At 28.5% G+C, this 22405-nt stretch carries 37 protein-coding genes; 20 read left to right on the forward strand and 17 right to left on the reverse strand.

What is annotated here, in order from left to right; all coding sequences use genetic code 11:
- Positions 1-19: 19 nt before the first annotated feature.
- Entirely contained in the window at positions 20-1411 is a 1392-nt protein-coding gene (locus HA144_RS01755; protein ID WP_209041883.1) for an aldehyde dehydrogenase family protein, read from the reverse strand.
- Between the two features lie 156 nt (positions 1412-1567).
- Here HA144_RS01755 and HA144_RS01760 point away from each other — a divergent pair, with 156 nt between their 5' ends.
- Positions 1568-2458, forward strand: coding sequence for a GNAT family N-acetyltransferase (locus HA144_RS01760; protein WP_209041885.1), 891 nt, complete (start codon positions 1568-1570; stop codon positions 2456-2458).
- Positions 2459-2530: 72 nt separating this feature from the next.
- On the opposite strand, the gene HA144_RS01765 is transcribed toward HA144_RS01760, so the two are convergent.
- Together HA144_RS01765 and HA144_RS01770 are read right to left on the reverse strand one after the other, a co-directional pair.
- Complete coding sequence (locus HA144_RS01765; RefSeq protein ID WP_209041887.1) at positions 2531-2779, reverse strand: DUF3104 domain-containing protein; 249 nt, start codon at positions 2777-2779, stop codon at positions 2531-2533.
- 459 nt (positions 2780-3238) lie between these two features.
- On the reverse strand, positions 3239-3376 hold the full coding sequence (locus HA144_RS01770; RefSeq protein ID WP_193741755.1) for a hypothetical protein: 138 nt from the start codon (positions 3374-3376) through the stop codon (positions 3239-3241).
- Between the two features lie 367 nt (positions 3377-3743).
- Between HA144_RS01770 and HA144_RS01775 the strand changes: the two genes are divergently transcribed.
- Complete coding sequence (locus HA144_RS01775) at positions 3744-4178, forward strand: NADH-quinone oxidoreductase (RefSeq protein ID WP_209041888.1); 435 nt, start codon at positions 3744-3746, stop codon at positions 4176-4178.
- On the opposite strand, the gene HA144_RS01780 is transcribed toward HA144_RS01775, so the two are convergent.
- Positions 4175-4684 (reverse strand): alternative oxidase, encoded by a 510-nt coding sequence (locus HA144_RS01780; protein ID WP_209041890.1) that lies wholly within the window; start codon positions 4682-4684, stop codon positions 4175-4177. The genes HA144_RS01775 and HA144_RS01780 overlap by 4 nt on opposite strands.
- 155 nt (positions 4685-4839) lie before the next feature.
- Between HA144_RS01780 and HA144_RS01785 the strand changes: the two genes are divergently transcribed.
- Positions 4840-4980, forward strand: coding sequence for a hypothetical protein (locus HA144_RS01785; protein ID WP_209041892.1), 141 nt, complete (start codon positions 4840-4842; stop codon positions 4978-4980).
- Positions 4981-5253: 273 nt separating this feature from the next.
- Here the strand turns inward: HA144_RS01785 and HA144_RS01790 are convergent, their stop codons facing one another.
- Positions 5254-5562, reverse strand: a complete 309-nt coding sequence (locus HA144_RS01790) for a hypothetical protein (protein ID WP_209041893.1) — start codon at positions 5560-5562, stop codon at positions 5254-5256.
- Positions 5563-5862: 300 nt separating this feature from the next.
- Here HA144_RS01790 and HA144_RS01795 point away from each other — a divergent pair, with 300 nt between their 5' ends.
- Both HA144_RS01795 and HA144_RS01800 read left to right on the forward strand, forming a co-directional pair.
- Positions 5863-6069 (forward strand): hypothetical protein, encoded by a 207-nt coding sequence (locus tag HA144_RS01795; RefSeq protein WP_209041895.1) that lies wholly within the window; start codon positions 5863-5865, stop codon positions 6067-6069.
- Between the two features lie 90 nt (positions 6070-6159).
- Positions 6160-6450, forward strand: a complete 291-nt coding sequence (locus HA144_RS01800) for a TIGR03894 family protein (RefSeq protein ID WP_209041897.1) — start codon at positions 6160-6162, stop codon at positions 6448-6450.
- An 11-nt stretch (positions 6451-6461) separates the two neighbouring features.
- Here the strand turns inward: HA144_RS01800 and HA144_RS01805 are convergent, their stop codons facing one another.
- Positions 6462-6665, reverse strand: a complete 204-nt coding sequence (locus HA144_RS01805) for a hypothetical protein (RefSeq protein WP_209041899.1) — start codon at positions 6663-6665, stop codon at positions 6462-6464.
- Between the two features lie 117 nt (positions 6666-6782).
- Positions 6783-8312 (reverse strand): phytoene desaturase family protein, encoded by a 1530-nt coding sequence (locus HA144_RS01810; protein ID WP_209041901.1) that lies wholly within the window; start codon positions 8310-8312, stop codon positions 6783-6785.
- Positions 8313-8631: 319 nt separating this feature from the next.
- Between HA144_RS01810 and HA144_RS01815 the strand changes: the two genes are divergently transcribed.
- Entirely contained in the window at positions 8632-9117 is a 486-nt protein-coding gene (locus tag HA144_RS01815; RefSeq protein WP_209041903.1) for a hypothetical protein, read from the forward strand.
- A gap of 1 nt (position 9118) precedes the next feature.
- On the opposite strand, the gene HA144_RS01820 is transcribed toward HA144_RS01815, so the two are convergent.
- Positions 9119-9334, reverse strand: coding sequence for a Nif11-like leader peptide family natural product precursor (locus HA144_RS01820; RefSeq protein ID WP_209041905.1), 216 nt, complete (start codon positions 9332-9334; stop codon positions 9119-9121).
- Positions 9335-9425: 91 nt separating this feature from the next.
- Here HA144_RS01820 and HA144_RS01825 point away from each other — a divergent pair, with 91 nt between their 5' ends.
- Positions 9426-9743: a hypothetical protein gene (locus tag HA144_RS01825; RefSeq protein ID WP_209041907.1), complete on the forward strand. Its 318-nt coding sequence runs from the start codon at positions 9426-9428 to the stop codon at positions 9741-9743.
- A 6-nt stretch (positions 9744-9749) separates the two neighbouring features.
- Here the strand turns inward: HA144_RS01825 and HA144_RS01830 are convergent, their stop codons facing one another.
- Together HA144_RS01830 and HA144_RS01835 are read right to left on the reverse strand one after the other, a co-directional pair.
- On the reverse strand, positions 9750-10142 hold the full coding sequence (locus HA144_RS01830; protein WP_209042538.1) for a hypothetical protein: 393 nt from the start codon (positions 10140-10142) through the stop codon (positions 9750-9752).
- Between the two features lie 4 nt (positions 10143-10146).
- Positions 10147-10437 (reverse strand): TatA/E family twin arginine-targeting protein translocase, encoded by a 291-nt coding sequence (locus HA144_RS01835; protein ID WP_209041909.1) that lies wholly within the window; start codon positions 10435-10437, stop codon positions 10147-10149.
- A 460-nt stretch (positions 10438-10897) separates the two neighbouring features.
- On the opposite strand from HA144_RS01835, the gene HA144_RS01840 reads away from it, so the two are divergent.
- From HA144_RS01840 to HA144_RS01850, 3 genes are all read left to right on the forward strand, one after another.
- On the forward strand, positions 10898-11062 hold the full coding sequence (locus tag HA144_RS01840; protein WP_245152793.1) for a hypothetical protein: 165 nt from the start codon (positions 10898-10900) through the stop codon (positions 11060-11062).
- 299 nt (positions 11063-11361) lie between these two features.
- Entirely contained in the window at positions 11362-11811 is a 450-nt protein-coding gene (locus tag HA144_RS01845) for a peroxiredoxin (protein WP_209041912.1), read from the forward strand.
- Positions 11812-11878: 67 nt separating this feature from the next.
- Positions 11879-12151: a small RNA NsiR4-regulated ssr1528 family protein gene (locus HA144_RS01850; RefSeq protein WP_209041914.1), complete on the forward strand. Its 273-nt coding sequence runs from the start codon at positions 11879-11881 to the stop codon at positions 12149-12151.
- 112 nt (positions 12152-12263) lie between these two features.
- Here the strand turns inward: HA144_RS01850 and HA144_RS01855 are convergent, their stop codons facing one another.
- Together HA144_RS01855 and HA144_RS01860 are read right to left on the reverse strand one after the other, a co-directional pair.
- Complete coding sequence (locus HA144_RS01855; RefSeq protein ID WP_209041916.1) at positions 12264-12608, reverse strand: hypothetical protein; 345 nt, start codon at positions 12606-12608, stop codon at positions 12264-12266.
- Positions 12609-12837: 229 nt separating this feature from the next.
- The gene (locus tag HA144_RS01860) at positions 12838-13188 is read right to left on the reverse strand and encodes a hypothetical protein (protein ID WP_245152794.1); all 351 of its coding nucleotides are present in this window, start codon (positions 13186-13188) and stop codon (positions 12838-12840) included.
- Positions 13189-13278: 90 nt separating this feature from the next.
- Here HA144_RS01860 and arfB point away from each other — a divergent pair, with 90 nt between their 5' ends.
- Both arfB and HA144_RS01870 read left to right on the forward strand, forming a co-directional pair.
- A complete protein-coding gene (gene arfB / locus HA144_RS01865) occupies positions 13279-13716 on the forward strand; it encodes an alternative ribosome rescue aminoacyl-tRNA hydrolase ArfB (RefSeq protein ID WP_209041918.1) in 438 nt (145 codons plus the stop codon).
- Positions 13717-13779: 63 nt separating this feature from the next.
- The gene (locus tag HA144_RS01870; RefSeq protein WP_209041920.1) at positions 13780-14028 is read left to right on the forward strand and encodes a DUF1651 domain-containing protein; all 249 of its coding nucleotides are present in this window, start codon (positions 13780-13782) and stop codon (positions 14026-14028) included.
- 260 nt (positions 14029-14288) lie between these two features.
- On the opposite strand, the gene HA144_RS01875 is transcribed toward HA144_RS01870, so the two are convergent.
- Entirely contained in the window at positions 14289-15134 is an 846-nt protein-coding gene (locus tag HA144_RS01875) for a CPBP family intramembrane glutamic endopeptidase (RefSeq protein ID WP_245152795.1), read from the reverse strand.
- A gap of 25 nt (positions 15135-15159) precedes the next feature.
- Positions 15160-15360 (reverse strand): hypothetical protein, encoded by a 201-nt coding sequence (locus HA144_RS01880; protein WP_209041925.1) that lies wholly within the window; start codon positions 15358-15360, stop codon positions 15160-15162.
- Positions 15361-15738: 378 nt separating this feature from the next.
- Here HA144_RS01880 and HA144_RS01885 point away from each other — a divergent pair, with 378 nt between their 5' ends.
- The 3 genes from HA144_RS01885 to pip all read left to right on the forward strand — a co-directional run bounded on the left by HA144_RS01885 (position 15739) and on the right by pip (position 17520).
- Positions 15739-15879, forward strand: coding sequence for a hypothetical protein (locus tag HA144_RS01885; protein ID WP_209041927.1), 141 nt, complete (start codon positions 15739-15741; stop codon positions 15877-15879).
- 2 nt (positions 15880-15881) lie between these two features.
- Positions 15882-16064, forward strand: a complete 183-nt coding sequence (locus tag HA144_RS01890; protein WP_209041929.1) for a hypothetical protein — start codon at positions 15882-15884, stop codon at positions 16062-16064.
- A gap of 505 nt (positions 16065-16569) precedes the next feature.
- On the forward strand, positions 16570-17520 hold the full coding sequence (gene pip / locus HA144_RS01895; RefSeq protein WP_209041931.1) for a prolyl aminopeptidase: 951 nt from the start codon (positions 16570-16572) through the stop codon (positions 17518-17520).
- A 23-nt stretch (positions 17521-17543) separates the two neighbouring features.
- Here the strand turns inward: pip and HA144_RS01900 are convergent, their stop codons facing one another.
- The gene (locus tag HA144_RS01900; protein ID WP_179852285.1) at positions 17544-17717 is read right to left on the reverse strand and encodes a hypothetical protein; all 174 of its coding nucleotides are present in this window, start codon (positions 17715-17717) and stop codon (positions 17544-17546) included.
- Between the two features lie 127 nt (positions 17718-17844).
- Positions 17845-19341, reverse strand: coding sequence for an FAD-binding domain-containing protein (locus HA144_RS01905; RefSeq protein ID WP_209041932.1), 1497 nt, complete (start codon positions 19339-19341; stop codon positions 17845-17847).
- A gap of 84 nt (positions 19342-19425) precedes the next feature.
- Here HA144_RS01905 and HA144_RS01910 point away from each other — a divergent pair, with 84 nt between their 5' ends.
- Positions 19426-20049: a TenA family protein gene (locus tag HA144_RS01910; protein ID WP_209041934.1), complete on the forward strand. Its 624-nt coding sequence runs from the start codon at positions 19426-19428 to the stop codon at positions 20047-20049.
- A 51-nt stretch (positions 20050-20100) separates the two neighbouring features.
- On the forward strand, positions 20101-20880 hold the full coding sequence (gene thiD, locus HA144_RS01915) for a bifunctional hydroxymethylpyrimidine kinase/phosphomethylpyrimidine kinase (RefSeq protein ID WP_209041936.1): 780 nt from the start codon (positions 20101-20103) through the stop codon (positions 20878-20880).
- Between the two features lie 18 nt (positions 20881-20898).
- Here thiD and HA144_RS01920 read toward each other — a convergent pair whose 3' ends face one another.
- Complete coding sequence (locus HA144_RS01920) at positions 20899-21084, reverse strand: hypothetical protein (protein WP_209042580.1); 186 nt, start codon at positions 21082-21084, stop codon at positions 20899-20901.
- Between the two features lie 182 nt (positions 21085-21266).
- Here HA144_RS01920 and HA144_RS01925 point away from each other — a divergent pair, with 182 nt between their 5' ends.
- The 3 genes from HA144_RS01925 (at position 21267) to HA144_RS01935 (ending at position 22403) form a co-directional block, all read left to right on the forward strand.
- Entirely contained in the window at positions 21267-21410 is a 144-nt protein-coding gene (locus HA144_RS01925; RefSeq protein WP_179852286.1) for a hypothetical protein, read from the forward strand.
- 77 nt (positions 21411-21487) lie between these two features.
- Positions 21488-21955, forward strand: a complete 468-nt coding sequence (locus HA144_RS01930) for a cupin domain-containing protein (protein WP_209041938.1) — start codon at positions 21488-21490, stop codon at positions 21953-21955.
- A gap of 70 nt (positions 21956-22025) precedes the next feature.
- Positions 22026-22403: a phosphoenolpyruvate carboxykinase gene (locus tag HA144_RS01935; RefSeq protein ID WP_209041940.1), complete on the forward strand. Its 378-nt coding sequence runs from the start codon at positions 22026-22028 to the stop codon at positions 22401-22403.
- Positions 22404-22405 lie beyond the last annotated feature (2 nt).

Below are 22405 nucleotides of genomic sequence, written 5' to 3' on the forward strand. Positions count from 1 at the left end.
TGAAAACAATTTAAGTAATTTAAACCTGAAAAATAAACTTTAAAAATTTCTTTACTCTTTCGTAGGGGGGATACCTCAGATTTGAATCAAATAAAAAACCTTTAAAAGTAATAGATTTTTGATTTGAAAAATTTCGAAACCCTTCTTCTCCATGAAATTTACCAATACCACTTTGCCCAACGCCTCCAAACGGTAAATTTGGAATAAGGACTGGTAACATCACATCATTTATACAAATTGTTCCTGAGCTGGTTATTTTTGAAATATGATTATGAATTTTTTTATTTCCTCCAAATAAGTAGATTGCTAATGGTTTTGATGTTTGACTAATCTGTTTTAAAGCTGATTCCTTATCATTGATTCCAATTACTGGAAGTAGTGAACTGAATAGTTCTTTCTGCAGGATATCTGTTTCATTTAATTTAGATCTCAAAATTGTAGGAGATATTTTCAACTTTTTTTTACTAAAAGTCCCCCCAAATAAAATTCTTTTTTCTTTTTTATATTTTCTTAGAATTTCTATAGTTGATGTAAATTGCTTTTTCTCTAATTTTGATAAGTTTTCGGAAATAATTGGATTATCTCCGTAAAAACTTACTATGTATTTCTTTAATTTTTCTATAAAAATAGTTTCAATTTCTTTATCTACAAAGATATGATTAGGAGCCATGCACGATTGACCAGAATTAAAAAATTTTCCCCAAACAATTCTTTTAGCTGCCACTTCTAAATTTGCATTTTTGAAAATAATTACAGGATTTGTTCCGCTTAACTCAAGAGTTAGTGGGGTTAAGTTTTTTGAAGCTAATTTCATTATAGATTTTCCAGTTTCAGTACTTCCTGTAAAAAATATGTGGTCAAAATTTTGTTCAATTAATTTTCTGGATTGCTTATAATCACCCTCTACTGTTATTAGAACATCTTTACGGAAATATTTGATAGTAAGCTTTTTAATAAGTTTTGAGGTCGCAGGACATTTCTCTGATGGTTTTATAACTGCAGTATTTCCTGCTGAGAAAATATTTACTAATGGCTTTAAAATATAAAGTAATGGATAATTATAAGGACCAAGAATTAAGACACACCCAAGAGGTTCATAAATAACTTTGGAGGATGATGGAAATAGATAAAAAGGTGTATCAATCTTTTTTGGTCGCATCCAAGAATTGAGTTTCTTTTTTATGAGTGAAATTTCTTCTTTCACTAAAAGGATTTCTGAAAGCCCTTCAATTTCTGATTTACCTAGATCAATAAAAAGTGATTTTATTATCTCTTTTTTATTTTCATCCAAAAGTTTAGAAACTATATCGATATGTTGGATCCGCCATTTTATATCTTCAGTTTCACCAGCGAGAACTGTATTTTTTAATTTATAAATGTCTTCTAAATGAAATTTATCAGAATTATTCATTTTTTTCATTTGAATAGTATTAAATATATCAGAGAATAAATTGTAAATAACTAATGTTTTTAGCCAATTAAATCAAAGTGAATGATTTATGAGAAATAATCAAATTTATTAATATGGTCTTTAAAAATTCAAATTTTTCTTGGTTAGTATATTTCTATGAGGGAAAAATTTTCAATTAGATTGATATCTAAAAATGAAATACCAGAAGTCACAAACTGGGCAAGGTTAGAAGGGTTTTCTCCTGGAATGGATGATGTATCAATTTATAGAAATACAGATAAACAAGGTTTGTGGGTAGCTTGTCTCGACAATAATCCTATAGGTTCTATTGCGTGTATAAAATATAATTCCTCGTATGGTTTTATAGGTTTATTTATCGTTAAAAAAGAATTCCGAAATAATGGCTATGGAGTGAGATTATGGAAACATGCTCTCGAATATTTGAAAAATGTTGAATGTATTGGTCTTGAGGCTGCCCCAGATAGATTGAATGATTACGCAAAGTGGGGGTTTAGAAAATCTTCCATTACAAATCGATGGAAATTAAATGGTTCTCAAGATTTGCCATTGAGAAATTTCTATAAAGATCAATTTCATTCTTTTAAAGTTGTCCCGGGTAATAAAATTTCCTCTGAAGCAGTCTTAATTTATGATGATCAAAGAGAACCTAGTCCAAGGCCACATTTTCTAAATGACTGGTTGAAAAATTCTCATGGTAATGTCAGTGCAATTGTCGATAATAATCGGATGTGCCATGGATTTGGAAGAATCAGACCTTGTGTATTGGAGGATAATGAACAAGGCTGGAGAATCGGACCTCTTTTAGCGGATACTCCACCACTTGCTGAACTATTAATAAGGGAGTTAGTCGGTGATTTAGATGGCCAAATCTTATTGGATTGCTCCAATCTGAATCCTTATGCAAATTATCTTTTGTCAAGCTTGGGATTTGAGGAAATATCAAAAACTTACAGAATGTATAAAGGCATTCAACCTCCCTGCCCAATGAATCAAGTATACGGACTTGCCTGCTTGGAACTGGGGTGATTTCCTTTAAAGCGTTCAATTTACCTTTTGTTTCTGTAATACTGAAAGAAGTTTGTTTGATTATCCATAAGCTTAACTTTCAGAAGGTTTCAAAATTTTTTCTACAATATCCGCGTTGATTATAGTGATCTCTCCATTATCAATATTGGCAATTTGAAACAAGGTCCATGAATTTGGATTCCTAGCTCCCCCAATACAGTCGATAACTTGACCGACCCAATAATTTTTATTCTTTTCATTAATATTTTCGCAATTTTCTTTTTTAATTGCGACATAATCACCAGGCCTAACGAAAAGAAACTCAGGAGTTGCTGAGCCCACAATAAATAGTTTATAGTATATATGTACTATAGTAAGTTATTAGTTTTGTTGCCGAGCTTTGAGTTATTTAGCAAACTAGGGGTAATTCACAAATAAAATGGAATCAGCTGAAATTGCTATATTTTCAACATTATTGGGGTTAATTTTAGCTTTAACTGACGCTTATATAGAAAGAAATATTCCTGGATAATACTTCCAATTCATTTCTTAAATCAAATAAGATTTAAGCTGGTCTAATATGTCGGCACGGTTGGAAACTAATTTTGTAAAAACTAAATATATCAACCCTCCCATTGCAAGTCTTCCATTAATTTTCTCTAATTGCTTTAGTTTTCTCAACAGATTAATTTGCAGTTAAACAAAACTTAAAGGGTATAGAAAATAAAAAAGTATTGATTACTTCAAAATTAAAAAAAATTTACAAATTTATAGAAATATTATTTCAAACACGAATTATATTTAAAGCCAAGCCTCTTTCATTTCAAGATATAGCCTCTCGCTCTCTGCAGAATTAATTTTGCTGTCTGAGTAGGATTGCTGCTGCTGCTGTTGCTGCTGCTGAGTTGAGTTAGAATTAGAATTTTGGACTTCGCTCATTAGAGGGGCCTGGATATTTGTGTTTATTCTCTCATATATAGAGCTTTTTTTGTCAACTTAAATTCTTAAATTTTATTTAAATTTTCTGTGTTTTTAATTTTCCTGTTTTGAGTTAAGTTATTTAGCTACAGTAGTTTTGGTATATAGAAATTTAACTTCCCAATATACAATTCCTAGGAAGATAGCACTTGCAATAATAATTTCAGAAATGGCTAACATTTTTATTTTTCAATACTAATTGAATTTTGGTATCAATTTACACAGAATGCAATAGGTACTAATTACATTTAAAATTTTAAAAAATCTTATTTAATAAAATAACGCGTCGAAATAATATAAAATTTTAAGTTAGATACATATTATTTTCGTGGGAAATTTCATAAATTCAACAACTCTTATACCTTTAATACCTTTAGTAACCTCTTTATTTATTTTTATTTTATTGGTAAGTTTTAACAGAACACTTAACAGGTTAACAAAGCCAGTTACTGCACTAGTTGCATTATCTTTATTAAGTTCTTCTTTTATAAGCTTATTTGACTATTTTAAGAAAATAGAAGAAGAATTAGTTTTACCAGAATTTCTCAAATTTTTTGAAGAAAAAAATTTAGTTATACATCTCAATTTAGTAAATGAAAAAATTATAATTTTTTTCTCATTAATAATGATATTAATTATTGGAATATCTTTTTATAAATTGCCTAGAAAAAAAGGATATGTTTCATTGATGATTAGCCTAGGATTAATATCTTCTTCGGTGATGCTCTCAATATTGCTGATAGATTTCTCAGAACTAATCTAAACTGTAGTAAGCATTGATAAAGCATCGTTAAGTTCTTGGACGTGATTTAATTCATCTTGAGCAATTTCTTTTATTTTTTGATCATTTGGATTATCTATTAAATATTTGGAATAGGTTTCAAATGCATGTTCTTCAATTTTTATGTTGACATCATAAGCATTGGCTGGAGAGAAGAAATAATAAAAAACCATGATCCAGTAATAGACAAGCACAAGGTGTCTCGCAAGAAATCTATCAATCCAGAACCTATCTCCTCCTCTTTTCTCCATTTCTTTAAGATGCTCAGTTTCGTTAATAGCTTGATAAAAATGTTCTTTCATTAAAATCATTGTTTTTTCATTTTTAATTCCTAGGGATTCTTTAAAATGAAGAACTGAAAGAAATGCAAAATAAGGTGATCTAGCTATTACTTCTAAAACCCAAAATCTTTGTAAAGATCTACCAGAGTATATGAAGTCTAAGAGTTTAACAGTACTATTCAAAATCAAAGAATTTAATTTCTTCATAAATTTCTTTTTTCTTTAAGTATAATTACTCAGCTGCTCGAGGACTATATTGTATTTAATTAATTAACTAAAAATTAATATTTATAGTCTAAAAATTGTTACTTCCATTGAAATATTTTTTTTTCATGCATTAATTGGATAGATAAAAATTTTATATGACAACTACTGAAAAAATTGCAAATGCCAAAAAGAGGATTGAAGAATTAGAAAGACTTATAAAATATTGGAATGATTTAGACAATGATGAGGCAAAAATAGTAAATTTTACAAGGAGCATTGAAAATAAAGTTGCTTAGATTGTGATTATCAAGGCTGATTAACTTTATCTACTTAAAGTGATTTAATATCTTTGAGGTTTCGAATATTGTTTAATTCTTAAATAGAGCAATTAAACCTATTCTCAAAAACAGTAAGGAAGAAATAATCTAAAAGAAAAATCTATATGAAAACCTTTACAAAAAAATATTTAGTCCCCATTAAATTTATACCATGGGTTTTTTGGGTATTTATATCTTTGGTGAGTATGTATTTGTGTAAGATAGCCTGGGTAAGTTGAATAATTAATGAATCTAGCTTCTCCTTAGCCAACCAGGAGCACCGCCAAACCAATCCGATATCTCATCTTCATTTGGGTTGAAATGATTTTCTTTATCTATTCCATCTATCCCAAATGATTGTAAGAAGTTATCAATCCCTCCATCATTTTTTGTGCCATTCCTTCTAAAGCTGTTGGCTTTTTTCAGCCAAAGAGAAATTGTCGAATTATGGTGTGCAAATTTCTCAACATATATCCTTTCTTCTAATGTAATTGATTTATCTTGAGCAATTCTTTTAATTATTCCTTGGATCTTTAGTCTTTTAGCATTACTAAGAAGCATTGTTTGATCAAATCACTATTCTTTTATAGGAAGGATTACTAAATATATCTTGTCAATGTTAATTTCAACAAAATCACTATTCTAAAAGGTTTTTAAGCAAGAAAAGTCTTAAGACGCTAAAAAACGGGATCAATAAGTTACTTATGATACTTTTATTCATTTATCAAACTTATAATTCCTGCAAGTTAGATAAAAAAAATCAATCTATTCATAAGGATACTTTGAAATTCAGATAAGTGGGCGCAGTTGTTGCGCTATAGTAAAATTGTACTAATATTAGTACAGATGTATTATTAAGATATGAAAGTGATTTCATCTTCTCCTTATGCCCCTTTTAATATAAAAGAGTGGAATTCTCTAATTAGCAAAAATGCAAAGTTCGAAAATACTCCAATAAAGATTCAAAAAAAATTTTATAGAACTTTTACTCTAAAAAAGATTGAAAAAGATCAAATTTTGCAACAGAAGAATGAATTACATCAACAAATGCAACTTGTATTTGGATAGAAAAATATTAACTAACAATCTTTTTATTGAATATTATTTTATGAGAACCAATTTTTTGTTAGATTAGTAGAAATACAAGAAGGATTTAATTTGGCTGTAGATCGAGAACTTTTAAAAGAAGTTACCCAAGAACTTTGGAATACTGTAAAAAAACTAAGACCTGAAATAGATCGGCAAACTCGACTTCAATTAGTTTTAAAGGCTTTATTAACCATTGGAGATTTACCAGATCAAATGCAAGCTGCAATGGTAGTAGGTGTTTGCGCTGAAATGGATAAGAGTGATGTTGATAATGATGAAACTAATTCACAAACTAAAGATTCAAGCGGAGTTGATACTTCTACAGGCAGAAAAGTAGTTAGAAGAAGTTCAGCTAAATAAACCTTAAACGATCATCCTTTAATTTTCCTTGATTCGTTTTTATTAATTCTATTGAATAGATAATAGGAAATTACAAGTAAGAGAGGAACGAATATTGAATGTAAAGTCATCATTAATTCTGTTTGGCCCATTCCTATAAGATTTGACTCGCTTGGAAGTTGTTCTGACCAAGTGCCAACTAGATGCCAGGCTTGAGGAATTGATAAGAAAAACATATAAGAGCTATAAGTTAAGTTTATGTTCAGCTAAAGATTATCATTATTGAACGTTTTTGCTTTCTTTATTCTTATTTCTTAACTAAGTATTTGTAGAGTTATAAAAAAAAACTTAATTCATAAATTTATCTTCTTAAGAAGAGTTTTAAATTCTTTTTTACCAATAATTTTTTCAGCTGCGTAAGCACCACTTGCTGAAACGGCAGGAATTCCAATACCTGGAAATGTACTTGCACCGCAAGTAAATAAATTTTTCACTGGAGTTTTGCAGCCTGGGAAAACACCTTTTGCTGCAGATAATGCAGGTCCGTAACTACCGCAATAGGTATTGGTAAATTTTTTATGCGTGATTGGGGTCCCTAGCATCTTTAAATCAATCCTTTCATCTATGTCAGGGATGAATTTTCGCACTGCATTAAGGAATATTGAACATCTTTCTTCTTTCAAATTTCTATATTCTAATTCCTTTGGATTTAAGTTTTCCCAAATTTCCCAAGGTTCATTTGCGGGAGTATATCCATGAAGAACATGTTTCCCTTTAGGGGCCATATTTTTATCTAAAACAGATGGGATTGAAAAAACAGCTATATTTCTTTCTGCGGTTATACCTTTTGCCCACTCATCAACATGTATCGCATGTATTGGCAAATCTTCAAGACCATCAGCATCAAAACCTAGATGTATATGAAGGAAAGAATCACATTTATTAGGGTTCAAAACTTTTGTATTCCATTTTTTTGAAATTTCATTTGGAATTAACTTTTTTAAATTCCAAACATCAGTATTCGTCACAACAGATTCGCAACTATAACTAGAACCATTCTTAAGAGTTATACCTGTTGCTAAATTTTTATTGAAGTTAATTGTCTCTACTCTCGAAGAGAGAATTAGTTCTCCTCCATTTTTTTTAAGTCCATTAATTAAGGCTTTTACGATAGATTCACTACCTCCTTTAGGGTATTCAAGGTATGAATTTGGTTCAAACCATTCGTTAAATAAAGTAGCCATCGCAGCTGTATTTGTATCATGCATTGACATACCGCTTATCAAAAAGCTCAATAAATCAACCCAATTCCTGAGAAAAGGATCCTCTAGATGATTATTTACTAAATTCCCAAAGCCCTTATTAATTTTTGGTATTTGCTTGATATTAGGTAAAAATTTTGAGGTTAAATTTATTAGATCCAAGAAATTTATTGATTCGGGAGAAAATGAGAGTAACGGTATTTCATTTATTATTTGGCTAAGAGGTTTTATTCCGGAAATAAATGATTCCCATTCTTTAACAGATTTCTCACCTCTTAAAGTTTTAATTGTTTGTTTAAAAGGTTCTTCCCCAACATCAAGATTAAAATTGCCTTCTGGGACAATTACTTGCCAACCTTTGTATTGAAATAGTTCAACTTCTTCATCAAGTAATTTAAGAATTTGCCCTAAGGGATTAGTAGTTGGCCATTTACCTATTCCACTCCACAATGAAGGACCTGATTCGAATGTGTAACCTTTTCTTTTGAAACTGTGAGCAACACCTCCGGGCTGGGTATGTGCTTCACAGATAAGAACTTTTTTGCCTGATAAAGCTAAAATTGAGCCACAACATAAACCGCCTATTCCACTACCAACAACTACAACATCATATTTCTGCATTAATTATTAACTTTATTCTCCCTTGAATCTAAATAGTCTTAAACAAAGGTATTTGTTGAAGTTGTTATACTTAATACAACTGCTAGGAAAAATATGTAAGGAACTGCTTTTAAAGGTATGTATCCTTGACTTTTAGAAATAAAATCCATTGATTTAGTTACTTTATGTAAATAATAACGATATTTTGTTCCTTATGTGTGCCAAAAAAAATATTTTTTAGAAATATATTGAAACAAAGAAATTTTTTTGGGGCTCTTGTTAACTAAGAACATTTTTTATGAAGTTATCTTAGTATTGAATTCTTAGATTATAGTCTCTTATGAAAGACTTACCTGATATCAAAAAGATAAAACTATTAGAAAAAAATTCTCAAAAAAATGGTAGCGGAATAGTATATAAAGACTTGTTGGGAATATGGAAGTTTAAGTATGTATGGGGAAAGGATTCAGATGGAATCAAAAATATACCCAGTTCGATTCTCCAAGTTTTGTCAGCAAGACTAGAATTAAAAGAAAAAAGCAAAGAGGATGAACCGAATTTCGAAATAAAAAATTCAATTAATTTAGGCTTATTAAACATTATATTTATAGGTAGCGCAGAACTAAAAGGGCTTAGACCTTTATTGATTTTTTATTTTGAAGAATTGAAAGTTAGTATTAGTAATTTTCCAATATTCAAAAAGGAATTAAAAAAACCTGAAGATAAAAAAATGCCATTTTTCTCACTTGTAGGAATCAGCACTAATGATAAATGGTTGTGTGCACGAGGCAGGGGCGGCGGTCTTGCAATATGGGTTAAGTCCTAAATTAATGATATTCCCCAGGATGATCCATCTTCCTTACGGTAACTTTATCAACTTTTTGTCCATTAAATCTTAAGAGATCATCTCCTGAAAAGTTATATCCCAAGCGTTGACCTATTAGTGCTATATCATCCGCTGTGGAGGATGATGTAACCTGCTTTTTTAAGTCTTCATCAGATTGCATCTTAATTAAAAAATTTCTTATTTCAGAAAAACTCATTACTAGAATTTGATTAATTGATTTTAAAAAATTTATAAAAATCTGTTTCTTATTAAGAACAAGATAAATTGATAATCATTATAATATGCCTATGAATTACTTATTCCTCTATGTTGTTGGCATAATCTTAATATGGTGGACATATCGTGTTGGTTGGCTTGAAGCGCTCAAAACAGTAGTTAAAGTCATAGTTCCTTCAGCTCTTATTATTTTATTTAATATTAAAGCTGGAAGATTACTTTTTAAAAGTCCCGTCTTTGGTCTATTAAGCGCTTTGCCTACTTCTATTTTGATTTTTAGAGGATCATTGCCCTTAGTTAGTTATATAAATAATTGGATTGAAAATAAAATAAATAATTATGATGATTCTGAAGTTATAGATACTGATTCTGTGCCTTTAGATGATTAATTTAGTTTAATCAAAGCCTAGAAATAATTCTTTGTGTACAACAAGAACATCAAATAAAGTTGTTCCATGCATAGGACTTAATGGGATTTTGTCTATATTCAATGCTTCTGCGCAAATTAAATGAGCATCCCATTTTGTATCGTGATCACTAATTTCAATTGACCACGCAATTACATTTTTGAAATGATCTGGCATCTCTGAACCAATTTTTCTACAAATTTGACATAGAACTGATAAAAGAGGCGGCTTTGATGGCCTTTTTAAATCTTTAATTAGACTTGACTGTGTAAAAACGCTTGTATAGCGGATATAGTCAATTAATTCATATTCTTCTTTAGTAAGAGCTGCCTTATCTAATGCTCTTTCAAATTCGTCTATGGGGGTAATGGGCCTATCCAAGATATTAGCTGTTGCTGTTTTCTTTATTTGACACATTCTTGTTTTCTGAATCTATTTTTTCTTGATTAATTTCATTTGTTTGATTGTTTTCTGTTGATTTAGGAGATTCCTCTTTATCATCTTCGTTCATAACTTGATCGATTTCATTTTGAAATTCATTCGAAGCTTTTTTAAGACTTTTCAAAGTTTTGCCAAGCTGTTTTCCTAATTCTGGAAGCTTTTTTGGACCAAAAATTAAAAGAGCTAATATAAGTATTACAGTAACTTCAGGCAAACCTACACCAAAAATATTCATAGCTGATAAATATTAAACCAATGAGGAAATCTAATACTAAATATAGTCAAATCATGTAAAAATTTCATTCTTGGAATAGCTTTATTAATATTAAAAAATTTTGATAAATATTATTGTTATTAATACCCCTTTAAAGAAAACTATCCAAAGTAATTGATAATCACTCAATTTAAATTTTTTTTGGTACCAATTTATAAGAGTTTTATGTTTATCTATTAATTTTCTCATTTTCATGGAGATTATTTTTACGATCACTAATTTATCTTAATTTCTTTTATTATTATTTCTAGAGTATACCTAGATTCAATTCAAAATAGATTATTCTATTAAATTTTAATTTTTTTCCTAAATTATTGAAACTATTCCCTAAATATCTAATTTCTTAAAAAAGATGAAATACTTATTTTTTGTTTTTTACCTATTTTTTCTAGTTTATCCAGCTGAAGCAGTTACCACAAAAATGTTTAAAGTATTGGATACTTGTGCAAGATATCGACTTGGTGAGATTAATGCTAATGAAGCTATAGAAAAACTAAAATTAATCAACTCTTCTTCCAATGAGCCAAAGGTCTTAGTAAAAAAATATTGCTCAGTATTTACTCCAAATGAAAAAATTGAATTTTAATCTTAGTAATATATTTAATTATTATTTTTTGAATTATCCTTAGCTTTGTTTCGAATTTCTTTGACTTTTTTAAAATTAGTTATTTTTAAATTAAAAATAATTCCCAAAAAAAGAATCATAAATAAAAAAATATAAATTATTAATTCCATAATGTTGAATTAATAAATTCACATTAGTTTATTTCAATAATTTTTTAGTATCAATTAAAACAAAAAAACTGACTTTAATAATAGTTATTTACTTTGCAGGCCACAAAAAAAACATATTAACCTCTAATATGAAGTTTTATAAGAACTATTTTGCAGATCGGAGATAAAATTCCAGAATTTTCTTTACTGGATCAAAATGGAATTAAAAGATCAAATAAGGGATTAAAAAATCCCCTTGTGTTGTTTTTTTATCCAAAAGATGATACCCCTGGTTGTACCATAGAAGTTTGCGGATTTAGAGATAAATATGACTTATTTAAAGTATTAGGTGCGCAAGTTTGGGGAGTAAGTAATGGAAGTACCTCAAGTCATTTAGCATTTGCCAATAAAAATAAATTACAATATCCACTACTTTGCGATACGAATGACTCTCTTCGGAAAACTTTTAAAGTTCCCAAAGTATTAGGTATTATGGATGGTAGAGTAACTTACGTTATCGATCGCAAAGGCACAGTTAGGCATATTTTTAGAGATTTATTGAATGGTCCAGAACACATTAAAGAGGCTATTAGAGTACTTAAGGAAATTCAAAATCAATAAATTATTATTCACAGAAATATAGATGAATAAGTTTTGTTATATTATAGTTTTAGCTTTTTTTTAGTATATGAAGAGAACGGGAATGCAGGCTGTTGATCGTGCTATTCAAAATGGAGTGGATCTTGACGGTACTCCAATCCCTCCAAAAATGCTAGATCTATATAACAGAATTATGGATGAGGAGAATAAAAGACAAAGGAGTGGTGTAAAAAAATCAATGAGGAATAGATGCGTCAAAACTGGTTCTAAGCATTTTGATAAAGAAACATTAAATCAATTATTAATTGACTCAGGATGGGAAGGTCTTAAAGAAAAGGAAATTATATTTTTTTATAACTAAAAAAAATAAAATAATTTTTAAAATCTATCTTGAACAATATTTATGGTAATTTTTTACTTAAATTAAGAAACTGAGAATTAATTAAATTTTTTCTTAGATCTAATTATTTGTATTAATTAAACCATCCTTTTTTATCAGAGGATAGTATTTTTTCTTTTTCAGCTTTTGTTTTATTACTTGCTTTTTTGAATGCCAAGTTTGCTTCTATAACCGTAACTATTGATATGAAAAAAAGACCAGAAATTCCAATTATTTGTTCACTTTGAGAAGGTTCGGAATCTCCTTGTAAAAAAAAACCTAAAGCAAACCATGCAGTACTAGCAGTAATGGTAAAAAAATAGGGTTTCCATCTTCTTTGATATAAGTAACCCGATCCTAAACCAGGAAGAAAATTTAAAAAAGATGCTACCCAGCCTTTTGAGGATGCAAGTATTTCGTCTCTTGAGGGATAAGACATTTATGTTATGTATTTATTAAATGTGAATTTATATATGCAAAAGATATTACTGCACAAATTACCCAACTAAAGGGTAGGAACATTCTTATTTTTTCTTTATTTTTATTCATTTTTTAATTATGGAAAATATTTTTAAAATCTGTGGATTTAATGGATACTTTAAAACTAGAAGAATTAAAAAAGACGGTTTAAAACCGTCTTTAAAAAAAGTAATTTTTCTAAAAATAAATTATTTATTTTTTGAGGTTGAGAGTACTTTAAGTTCTTTCTGTACTTCTTTTTCTCTCTGTTCAAGATGTTTTAATTGGGCTTTAAAAGCATCTTCAAGTCTTACTTTTTGTGTTTTAATTTCATCAAGTTCTTCTTGATGTTGGTTTTTCTTTAGCTCCTTCATTTCACTATCAGAAATAACATATACTGGGCGATATGAAGGTGTTTCAAAAAGAAGATCAAACATTGAATACATAACTGACCTTTGTATTAGTACAAATTCAGTATCTAATAATTTTTTTAAATATGAAAGGATATAAACCGAAGATATTGATACGGCAAATACACCGAATTTCGGTTTACCTAACATAACCGCCCAGTATTTACCGATCAAATTTTAAGGTTTGTTTTAAAGTGTTAGAGAGATCATTCTAAAAATCAAATTTAAAAAGAACTAAAAATGGATTTAAAAATTACTAAAACATTAGTAATACCATCAAATGAAATTAAGTGGAGATTTTCCAGATCCTCGGGTCCTGGAGGTCAGAATGTAAATAAAATTGAAAGCAGAGTGGAGATTATTTTTAATTTAGAAGATTCAAAAGTCCTAAATGATTATCAGAAAGCAATTCTTAAGATTAATTTGAAAAACAAATTAGTGAAAAATAGTTTATGTTTAGCGGTTCAAGAACATAGAAATCAATTACTAAATAGGCAGCTAGCCTTAATGAAATTTAGTTCAATCATAAAAGATGGTTTAAATAAATCATTTAAATTTAGAAAATCTACAAAACCTACTAAAGCATCGCAAAAGAAAAGAATTAAGTTTAAGAAAAAACGTGGCGAATTGAAAAAATGTAGACAAAAGGAAAAAATATATCAAGTATTAGAAAAATAAATAAATATTTCCCTTGCAAATTGAAATGAAAGCATATGATTAATTTAATTTCATTTTGGTTTATTGAATTCAAATAAAGATTTTTGGTTAATTGACTCCAATTTTGTGGGGGTGATGCGTTTTTATAAAGATAAAGAGTATTCTGATAAATCTATCGTTTATATGTTTATTGAAGAAGGGATTATTATGGGAATTCATGGGGAAAATCCTCCATTAATGAAAACTAGAAAAAAAATTGTTATTGAAGAAGCAAGATTATTATGGCAAAAATTGTTAAATGAAGGTTGGCAAAAAACTAGTAAAAAATGGTGAAGAAATTCAAAACTAAATTTTTTTAATTTCAGAAAATAAATGAATATTTAGGCTATAGCCTGGAAATTTTTTTTATGTTGTAAAAATTTCTTATTTTTGATGTCATATTCATATCTTCTCAACATCATTAAATAGTTTGTAACTCCAAAGAGTACTAAAAAGACAATAAATCTTATTCCTGCCTCAAAGTTTATATGATTATTAAGCTTTATTTTAGTCTGACAATTATTAATCAAAAATCAATCAGTATTTATATTTAATTAAGAAGGTCTAGAAAAAATATTTTTTGATTTTATGGCATAAAAAATACATAATAATAGTAATATTAAAATCGCAGTAAAGCTGCCTATTGGGTTTGGGATATTTTGTGTAAAAGGCCCTGCTAAAAAAGAAGGTGTATTTTCTTTAAATTCTATTAATCCGTTGTTTATAAAGAACCAAATACCCACAAGTCCTCCATGAATTCCTATGCAATTCCACAAAGAACCTTTATCTCTGATTCTTACAAAAGATAGAAATATCCCAAGTAAAATAAATCCTAAACGCAATCCAATTATGTTCCAAAAGATCTCAGTGGATATATTATGAACGAAGCTAAAAACTATAGCTTGTAAAGCGATTGATATTTTTATACTATATTCAAATTTTAATTCTTCTAGTAACCAGCCCCTAAAAATTATTTCCTCTGCGAATCCAACCCCTAATCCAAGTGCAATAGAATTTAACAATATGATAGGCGAGAATTCACCTGTCCAAGAAATATAGTTTTTTTGCAATAGTGGAAATAGAATTAGAATTATTAAAACTAAAGCAAATAAAATACCTTGAGAAAAATTGACAAAGTTTTTTAAGAATTTGTGTTTAGTTATCCCAATAAGTACCCATGCACTTTTTATATTCCATCTGATATAAAACCAATTTGAGAGTAAAAAGATAAAAAGTAAGAAAGCTATAATAGTACCAATTAATGATAATTGTTCTTCTTTAAAATTAAACAATAATAATGGCTGAGATAAAGCCCAGCCAATGCCGTAAAGAATTGGAATAAAAAATAAAGTGGATAAGAATCTTGGCCTTAAAAGAAAAAAACTTTTAATTAATATCATTATATTTTTCATTTTAGTTTTAATATTAATTACCCCACCCTTTGCCTTTTATTATGCTAAATAATTGTTCAAAAACATTCAGCTTTTTCTTTTTAGTAAAATTTATTTTTTTTGAAAGATGAGATAAATCTTTATAAAATTGGCGAGTTATTTTATCTTCTTTATCACTAGGCCATAGTAATTCTGAGCCCTCTTCATATTCTTCTTTATATCTTTTTTTATTCAAATTTTTATTTATATCGTAATAATTTAAATTTTACTTATTGCAAATGCCTAAAAGTGATGTTTATTAAATTTGTGTATTTATTTTAAATTTATGCTTATTAATCTTTCAACTTTAATTTTTACATTATTATCTCCATTTCTTATTTTTGCAGTAATAGTATCTGTTTTCTTATTTCATTAGGAAGTATTTATCAAAAAATTTAACTAATTTAAGGATGTATTATGCCTGCTTTTTCTAATGCAAATGATAAAACTGCAACTGCCGCCATTAGAGTTAAGATCTTGTTCTTTTTAATGAAATCCATAATGCATATCAATAATCTATTTATAAAATTCTTATATAAGATAATAAGTAATTAAAAATATTATAGCAATTCAGATGGAAGCCATATATTTAGGAGATTTATTTCCCTCAGTAGTATCTTATAAAAAGGTTATTGAAAAATATGATAAAGGTATAAAAGAAGGTGAATTTTATGAAGAACCTCTTGGAGGAGATTTTAATTACCCTTATTGCTAAATATGCTTACTACAAAAATAACTTTTGCTTTAGCAGATTGGATTAGAGAGTGGCGAAAGTGCCAGGATAAGAATCCTTCTCTTGATGAATGTGTTAAGTTTGTTCAGTGGAAATTGGGAGATTATAAACTTTTTGATAGTGATAAAAGAGTAATAGAATCTATCTTGCTTTATGAATCAGAATAAGGAGAAATTATAGACTTTAATTTTTATATTTTTCTATAAAAAACAAAACGTCATTAAAATTCTCTTACAGATTAAGAAAAAAGTAAATCAGCATATTTACGGATTTACTGAAAATATAAAAAGGAGTAATTTATAAATGTTGAATTCGGAGGCAATCTAAATGATTGATAGTCCGCCTGAAATTTAGTAAATTCCAAAATATAGGAAGCGTATTCCTGAGAATGGGATTATTCGAAAATTAAAGTTCAATCAATTAGTCTGATAAGACTTCGCTTTATAATTACTAGCGACAATAGGGACTGAAATTATCGAGAGAAATCCCCTAATTCACGTATTCTAGGTTTATGAGTAAATAGACTAAAAATATGTAACTTTAATCCTGTAAGAAGGAAATGAGATATTAAAAAGGACTGCTCAAACAGTCCTTTTTTATTTTTGGAAATTATTCCAAAACTATACTTATTTTTGGATAAAATAGATAAAAAGTGATTAAAAATATTTCAAAATGAAAAATCAAGTCTTGTTTCCTAAAATTGAAGTGCGGGAAAAGGGTTTTTTACAAGTTAGTGAAATTCACACTATATATTGGGAAAGATCTGGTAATCCAAATGGCAAAAAAATACTTGTTATTCATGGAGGTCCAGGAGGAGGAAGTCAACCAAGATATAGAAGATACTTTGATCCAGATAAATTCGATATTATTCAATTTGACCAGAGAGGCTGCGGTTATTCAACTCCTTTCTCCGAATTAAATGAAAATACGACTAATCATTTAGTTGATGATATTGAGAAATTAAGGATGCTATTAAAAATAGATAGTTGGCATTTGTTTGGTGGATCTTGGGGTTCAACACTTTCACTTATATATGCAATTAAAAATCCCTCAAGAGTTATGAGCTTAACTTTGCGAGGAATATTTTTATGTAGAAAGTTTGAATTATTATGGTTCTATCAATATGGTGCAAGTGAGATATTCCCTGATGAATTTGAAGAATATATTTCTGTAATACCAAAAGAAGAAAGAAATGATTTGATAAGTTCTTTTTATAAATATCTAACATCTTCAGATGCCAATCTTAGATCAAAAGCAGCAGCAGCTTGGACAAAATGGGAACTCTCAACTAGTCATTTAATAAATAAAAAATTCGATTTTGATAAGTCCAAAGTTAATTCTTTTTCAGATGCCTTTGCAAGGATAGAATGTCATTATTTTATTAATAATATTTTCTTAGAAGATGATTTTATTTTGAAATATATAAAAACAATAGAATCGATTCCAACAAAAATAATTCAAGGTAGGTATGACGTTGTATGTCCTGTTAGGAGTGCGTGGGATCTGAATAAGAAATTAAAGAATTCTGAATTAATTATTGTTAATGATGCTGGTCATTCTATGAGTGAAAAAGGTATCAGTATCGAATTAATAAAAGCTGTAAAAGGAATTCAAAATCTTTAAAAGAGAGAATATTCCTTTAACAATTAAAGGCCATTATCTTCAATATTTTGTGCAATACTCCTAAGAAGTTCGACGATATCAGAATCTTCGCATTGCGTATCTTCTTTAAGCAAAATGCACTCGTCTCTAATACTTACATTAGTACTCCACCATATACCTGAACTATTGGTATCGTCCCATTCAAATCTTTCAGACATAATTAATAAATCCTAATAAATACATTAAAGCTTGCATTACTTCATCGTGGATTTATATATTGAATTACAAAATTTTAAAAACCTTACAAAGCACTAAAAGTAATCTGGGTATTTCTGATAATAAAATTTAGATATCTAATTTCAGTTCGTATTGTATTTCCTTTTTCTTAAAAACAATTTTTTTATTATTTATATTTTTTCTATGCCTTTTCCTAGAGCCATGTTTTAAATAAATTTCTTTTGAGATATCCCAATATCCTTCCTTTTTAGTGATTTCCTGAATTTTTTTCTTTGCAGTTTTAGTGCTATTTCGGATATCAATTATTGGTCTTATGTAGTTAATTTGTTCATATTCTTCTTTATTAAATCTAGATAATAGCCATGGTTCATGAATGAAATTATGTGAAATATCCTTTAATTCTGGTATCCATTTTTTTATAAATTTTCCTTGAGGATCATGATCTTTTCCCTGCTTAATGGGATTATAAATTCTATTGGTATTTATAGATGTAGTCCCAGATTGCATTTGGCATTGATTCCAATGTATTCCAGGCTCATAATCTATAAATTTTTTTGCTAATTCTGAACCTGAATCTTGCCATGGTAACCATAAATTATAGCTAGCAAAAGACATTAACATAGCTCGCATCCTGAAGTTAATCCATCCATTGAAATTTAATGAGCGCATACATGCATCTATAAAAGGAAAGCCTGTATTACCTAAACTCCATAAATAGAGTAATTCATTATTTTTTTCTCTAATATTTTTAAAAAAAGGATGGTATTCCCTAAACTCTAGTTCTGGTTCACTTTCAAGTTTCTGAATAAAATGACAATGCCAAGTTAATCTACTTTTTAACATCCTGGAATTATTGTTTTTTGATATATTTGCCTGATTAAAAATTTCTTTCAATGAAATGCATCCCCAACAAATATATGGGGATAGTCTTGAACAACTATCAAATGATTTTTCTGGGCTAGAAATATCTTTTGAATAAGAATCTAATTTATTACTAAAGAAGTATTGCATTCTCTCTAAACCTTTCTTTCTTCCACCTTGCATTCTTCCTGGACAAGTTTCTCTTTTAAAGGTAAAAATTCCGTCTGAGGGTATTTCTCCAATATCAAAGTTAATAGTAGTAATTTTTAATGGAGCTTTAAGTAAGTTTTTTTCGGAATTTTTTAGCCAATTTTTAGACCAATTATTCCTATCTAAATTTCCTCTAAAAACTGAAAATTGTAGAAATTCCTTCCAAATAATATTTTTGCTTAAAGCCCATTCTCTTACTTTTTGATCTCTTTTATAAGTAAGCCAATCTCCGGTTTCTTGATGGCTATATATGCCCTTGATTTTAAATTTTAAACTAATTTCATCAAAAATATTAGTAACATTTCCAGTCCTAACAATTAATGGTTGTCCAATCTCAGCAAGTTCATTTCTTAAATCTATTAGACTTTCTTTGCAAAATTGCCATTGTCTATATGAATGAGTATTTTGGGTCCAAATATCTAACTCAATAATATAAATAGGTAAAATATCATTATCTTTTATAGCCTCACAAAGAGCTTCGTTGTCAAAAATTCTTAAATCTTTCTTAAACCATAAGATATTTATTTCTTTCATAATTTTTTGTTTTAATCCTAGAAAAATAAGATTAAGTTTGTAGGTATAAAATATAAAAATTTTAGAATAACTAAAAAAACAAAAATGAAAATAACAAAAAAACTTTGGGAGGATAATTATGAAATTGCTTTACTAAGTTTAAATACAAAATTTGTTCAAGGTTTAAAGAATGGAATTCTACCTAAAAATATATTTCAAGAATATTTAGCTCAAGATTATTTCTTTTTAGAGACTTTTGCTAAGGCATATGGTCTTGCCGTTTCTAAATCAAAAGATAAGTACTCTATAAGGAAGTTGAGTGAACTGTTAATGGGCGTTTCAGAGGAGTTAATACTACATGAAACTTATGCAAAAGAATGGGATATTGATTTGTCTAACAACTATATAAAAAAAGCTACTAAAAATTATACAGATTTCCTTGATGATACTTCCAAAAGACTTAGCTCTGTTGAAATAATGTTTGCGATGACGCCATGTATGCGACTTTATTCTTGGATAGGTAAAAGTTTGTACAAGCAGGATTTTGACATTAAATATAAAGAATGGATAATTACTTACTCTGATGAGAGCTTTGAAAAGCTAGCAAATTCACTTGAAAATCTTATTGAGACTAATAAAGAAACATATGATATTGATCAGGCCAAATATTTATACAGGAGAGCTATGGAATTGGAGTTAGATTTTTTTAATGCATATTCAGATTTCTAATTTAAATTTAGAATATTTTTATGATATTTAAAAATCCTAGTTTGTTAAACTATGTATTCTAAAATTGCACTTTCAATAGGAGGCAGTGACTCCGGGGGTGGAGCAGGTATACAGGCTGACTTGAGAACTTTTATGGCCCTTAAAGTACATGGCTGTTCTGTCATTACATGTATTACTGCACAAAATAGTAAGGAGGTGACATGTGTTGAACCAGTAGATAAGAATACTTTATTAAGTCAGTTCGATACTTTATTTGCTGATTTTGGTATTGATACCTTAAAAACTGGAATGTTGTTAAATGAAAAGATAATTAATGATACTGCTTCAAAATTAAATACATATAAAATAACCAAAATTATTGACCCAGTAATGGTTTCAAGAACTGGTTCTAAATTACTGGAAGATTCTGCAATTAATGCTTATAAAAAACTCTTATTACCAATTGCGGATTTGGTAACTCCAAATATTTATGAAGCAAATCTACTTTCTGGTTTAGAAATAAGGAGTAAAGAAGATATTGAAAATTCTGCAAGAAATATTATTGGTCTTGGAGCAAAAGCCGTACTTATAAAAGGTGGCGGTTTGAAAGATATGAAAGGGAAGGATTTTTTTCTTGACTTAAATGGTAGAAAAGAGTGGCTCTTTAATAATTTTATAAATACAAAAAATACCCACGGTAGCGGCTGTACTTTGAGTGCTGCTATTTGTGGTTATAAGGCTTTAGGTTTTGGTCTACTTGATTCCATAGAAAAAGCGAAATTATTTGTTGAGAAATCTTTAGAAAATTCTTATAAAATAGGATCTGGCCCTGGTCCCTTAGGCCATCATTAATTATTTATAGAAGTGGAGCTAAAACCACCATTTTCTGTAGGGCTTTTTTAAAAATAAGATTTCTTCTGTCTCCCATCCTCCCTCCAACCACTCAAGATGCTCAAGCAATAAAGACTCACTTTCCCTTTTGCTTAATTGCCCAATTCTATTAGCAATACCATCCAACCTTACTTTCATCAATTCCTCAATCTTGATGTTATTCATAGGTTAAATAATAAATTTGTTCTACTCTTACTTGTATACATTTTCTTGTCAACGATTTAATTTTATTTGTTTACTAGTAGTTCTTAAATATGTATTAAATACAACTTTTTGAAATAGATAGTAATTAAGACTTATTCACATAGATTTAATTAAAGATTAATTTATAAAAAAATACTTTAACCATGAATAAAGAAGAAACAGCAAAGCAAAAAACTATTTTAAATGTAGGCTATTGTGAAACGACTTCTGAATGGCTCAATAGAATCATTACTGAACTGGCAGATGAAAATAAAAATTTCGTAGATTTGTCAGTTATTTGTGCTTAATTTTTTAGAAAATAAATTTTGATTTTTTTTCAGGCAGCTTTTAACAATAAGAGAAATTTAAAAGATAATTTTTTGATGTGAATCCTAATAAAAAAAACCTAGAAATAATTAAACATTTTAATTTATCTCCTCATCCTGAAGGTGGATGGTATAGAGAGATAGTAAGGAGCGAAAATTATCTAATAAGGGAAGACGGCCAAAGTAGAAACTTTATTACGGGAATTTATTATCTTTTAGAGAGAGATGCGAAAAGTGCTTGGCACAGAGTAAAAAATGCAGATGAAATTTGGATTTATCTAAGGGGCGATCCTCTGAATTTATGGTGCTTAGATAATGATAATAAGTTAATAAGAAATTTAATTTTAGATTCTAATAATCCAGTAGAAATGATCCCATCTGGATACTGGCAAGCAGCAAAAAGTAAAGGAGAATTTACTTTGGTCAGTTGTTGTGTTGGTCCTGGATTTGATTTTAAGGATTTTGAATTGCTAAGAAATACAAATCATACTTCTAGATTAGATAAAGCAATTAATGATCTTATTTAAAACATTTTTTAGTTTATAGTTTTAGAAATTTCCTTTAGATTTATAGGGCTACTTAATCAATGTATATTGAATGAATCAAAATTCTGTCAAAACAATTGGGATTAAAGATGAATCAAGAAAAGATTCATACATAGTATATGTAAATCAGGCTGATGGATTAAAAGACATCCTTAATAGGGATTTTGATGAATGGTCTAATTTTGATAGTTGGGAAAGTATTTCAGTTCAGCAATGGATTTTTTCTAGGGCTTTGGAGGTTTCCAGAGGTAAGAAAATTGATATTAAATGTGATTGTTGTGAACATAATGATTTTATCCCAAATGATTTTGAGAGCATTAAAAAAGAAAAATGCTTTGGTAAAAAAAGTGCATATATTATTGAAAAAGTTGTAGATGAAATTGTATTAGCTAAGGCAAGAAGAGAAAGTGATGGAACATATTCTGCATAAGA

It is taken from the genome of Prochlorococcus marinus XMU1404 (genome assembly GCF_017696175.1).
In the GTDB taxonomy this organism is placed as follows: Bacteria; Cyanobacteriota; Cyanobacteriia; order PCC-6307; family Cyanobiaceae; genus Prochlorococcus_A; species Prochlorococcus_A marinus_X.

Coding starts and splice junctions, on each gene's coding strand:
- pip (WP_209041931.1), top strand. CDS start 16,570: ATGAAAAATCAAGTCTTGTTTCCTAAAATTGAAGTGCGGGAAAAGGGT.
- HA144_RS01790 (WP_209041893.1), bottom strand. CDS start 5,562: ATGCTTCTTAGTAATGCTAAAAGACTAAAGATCCAAGGAATAATTAAA.
- HA144_RS01805 (WP_209041899.1), bottom strand. CDS start 6,665: ATGTTTTTCTTATCAATTCCTCAAGCCTGGCATCTAGTTGGCACTTGG.
- HA144_RS01780 (WP_209041890.1), bottom strand. CDS start 4,684: ATGAAGAAATTAAATTCTTTGATTTTGAATAGTACTGTTAAACTCTTA.
- HA144_RS01900 (WP_179852285.1), bottom strand. CDS start 17,717: ATGTCTGAAAGATTTGAATGGGACGATACCAATAGTTCAGGTATATGG.
- HA144_RS01860 (WP_245152794.1), bottom strand. CDS start 13,188: ATGTTAGGTAAACCGAAATTCGGTGTATTTGCCGTATCAATATCTTCG.
- HA144_RS01855 (WP_209041916.1), bottom strand. CDS start 12,608: ATGTCTTATCCCTCAAGAGACGAAATACTTGCATCCTCAAAAGGCTGG.
- HA144_RS01925 (WP_179852286.1), top strand. CDS start 21,267: ATGAATAAAGAAGAAACAGCAAAGCAAAAAACTATTTTAAATGTAGGC.
- HA144_RS01835 (WP_209041909.1), bottom strand. CDS start 10,437: ATGAATATTTTTGGTGTAGGTTTGCCTGAAGTTACTGTAATACTTATA.
- HA144_RS01815 (WP_209041903.1), top strand. CDS start 8,632: ATGAAAGACTTACCTGATATCAAAAAGATAAAACTATTAGAAAAAAAT.
- HA144_RS01820 (WP_209041905.1), bottom strand. CDS start 9,334: ATGAGTTTTTCTGAAATAAGAAATTTTTTAATTAAGATGCAATCTGAT.
- HA144_RS01875 (WP_245152795.1), bottom strand. CDS start 15,134: ATGATATTAATTAAAAGTTTTTTTCTTTTAAGGCCAAGATTCTTATCC.
- HA144_RS01840 (WP_245152793.1), top strand. CDS start 10,898: ATGTTTAAAGTATTGGATACTTGTGCAAGATATCGACTTGGTGAGATT.
- arfB (WP_209041918.1), top strand. CDS start 13,279: ATGGATTTAAAAATTACTAAAACATTAGTAATACCATCAAATGAAATT.
- HA144_RS01755 (WP_209041883.1), bottom strand. CDS start 1,411: ATGAATAATTCTGATAAATTTCATTTAGAAGACATTTATAAATTAAAA.
- HA144_RS01760 (WP_209041885.1), top strand. CDS start 1,568: ATGAGGGAAAAATTTTCAATTAGATTGATATCTAAAAATGAAATACCA.
- HA144_RS01910 (WP_209041934.1), top strand. CDS start 19,426: ATGAAAATAACAAAAAAACTTTGGGAGGATAATTATGAAATTGCTTTA.
- HA144_RS01885 (WP_209041927.1), top strand. CDS start 15,739: ATGGAAGCCATATATTTAGGAGATTTATTTCCCTCAGTAGTATCTTAT.
- HA144_RS01850 (WP_209041914.1), top strand. CDS start 11,879: ATGAAGAGAACGGGAATGCAGGCTGTTGATCGTGCTATTCAAAATGGA.
- HA144_RS01890 (WP_209041929.1), top strand. CDS start 15,882: ATGCTTACTACAAAAATAACTTTTGCTTTAGCAGATTGGATTAGAGAG.
- HA144_RS01935 (WP_209041940.1), top strand. CDS start 22,026: ATGAATCAAAATTCTGTCAAAACAATTGGGATTAAAGATGAATCAAGA.
- thiD (WP_209041936.1), top strand. CDS start 20,101: ATGTATTCTAAAATTGCACTTTCAATAGGAGGCAGTGACTCCGGGGGT.
- HA144_RS01770 (WP_193741755.1), bottom strand. CDS start 3,376: ATGAGCGAAGTCCAAAATTCTAATTCTAACTCAACTCAGCAGCAGCAA.
- HA144_RS01825 (WP_209041907.1), top strand. CDS start 9,426: ATGAATTACTTATTCCTCTATGTTGTTGGCATAATCTTAATATGGTGG.
- HA144_RS01785 (WP_209041892.1), top strand. CDS start 4,840: ATGACAACTACTGAAAAAATTGCAAATGCCAAAAAGAGGATTGAAGAA.
- HA144_RS01795 (WP_209041895.1), top strand. CDS start 5,863: ATGAAAGTGATTTCATCTTCTCCTTATGCCCCTTTTAATATAAAAGAG.
- HA144_RS01920 (WP_209042580.1), bottom strand. CDS start 21,084: ATGAATAACATCAAGATTGAGGAATTGATGAAAGTAAGGTTGGATGGT.
- HA144_RS01810 (WP_209041901.1), bottom strand. CDS start 8,312: ATGCAGAAATATGATGTTGTAGTTGTTGGTAGTGGAATAGGCGGTTTA.
- HA144_RS01905 (WP_209041932.1), bottom strand. CDS start 19,341: ATGAAAGAAATAAATATCTTATGGTTTAAGAAAGATTTAAGAATTTTT.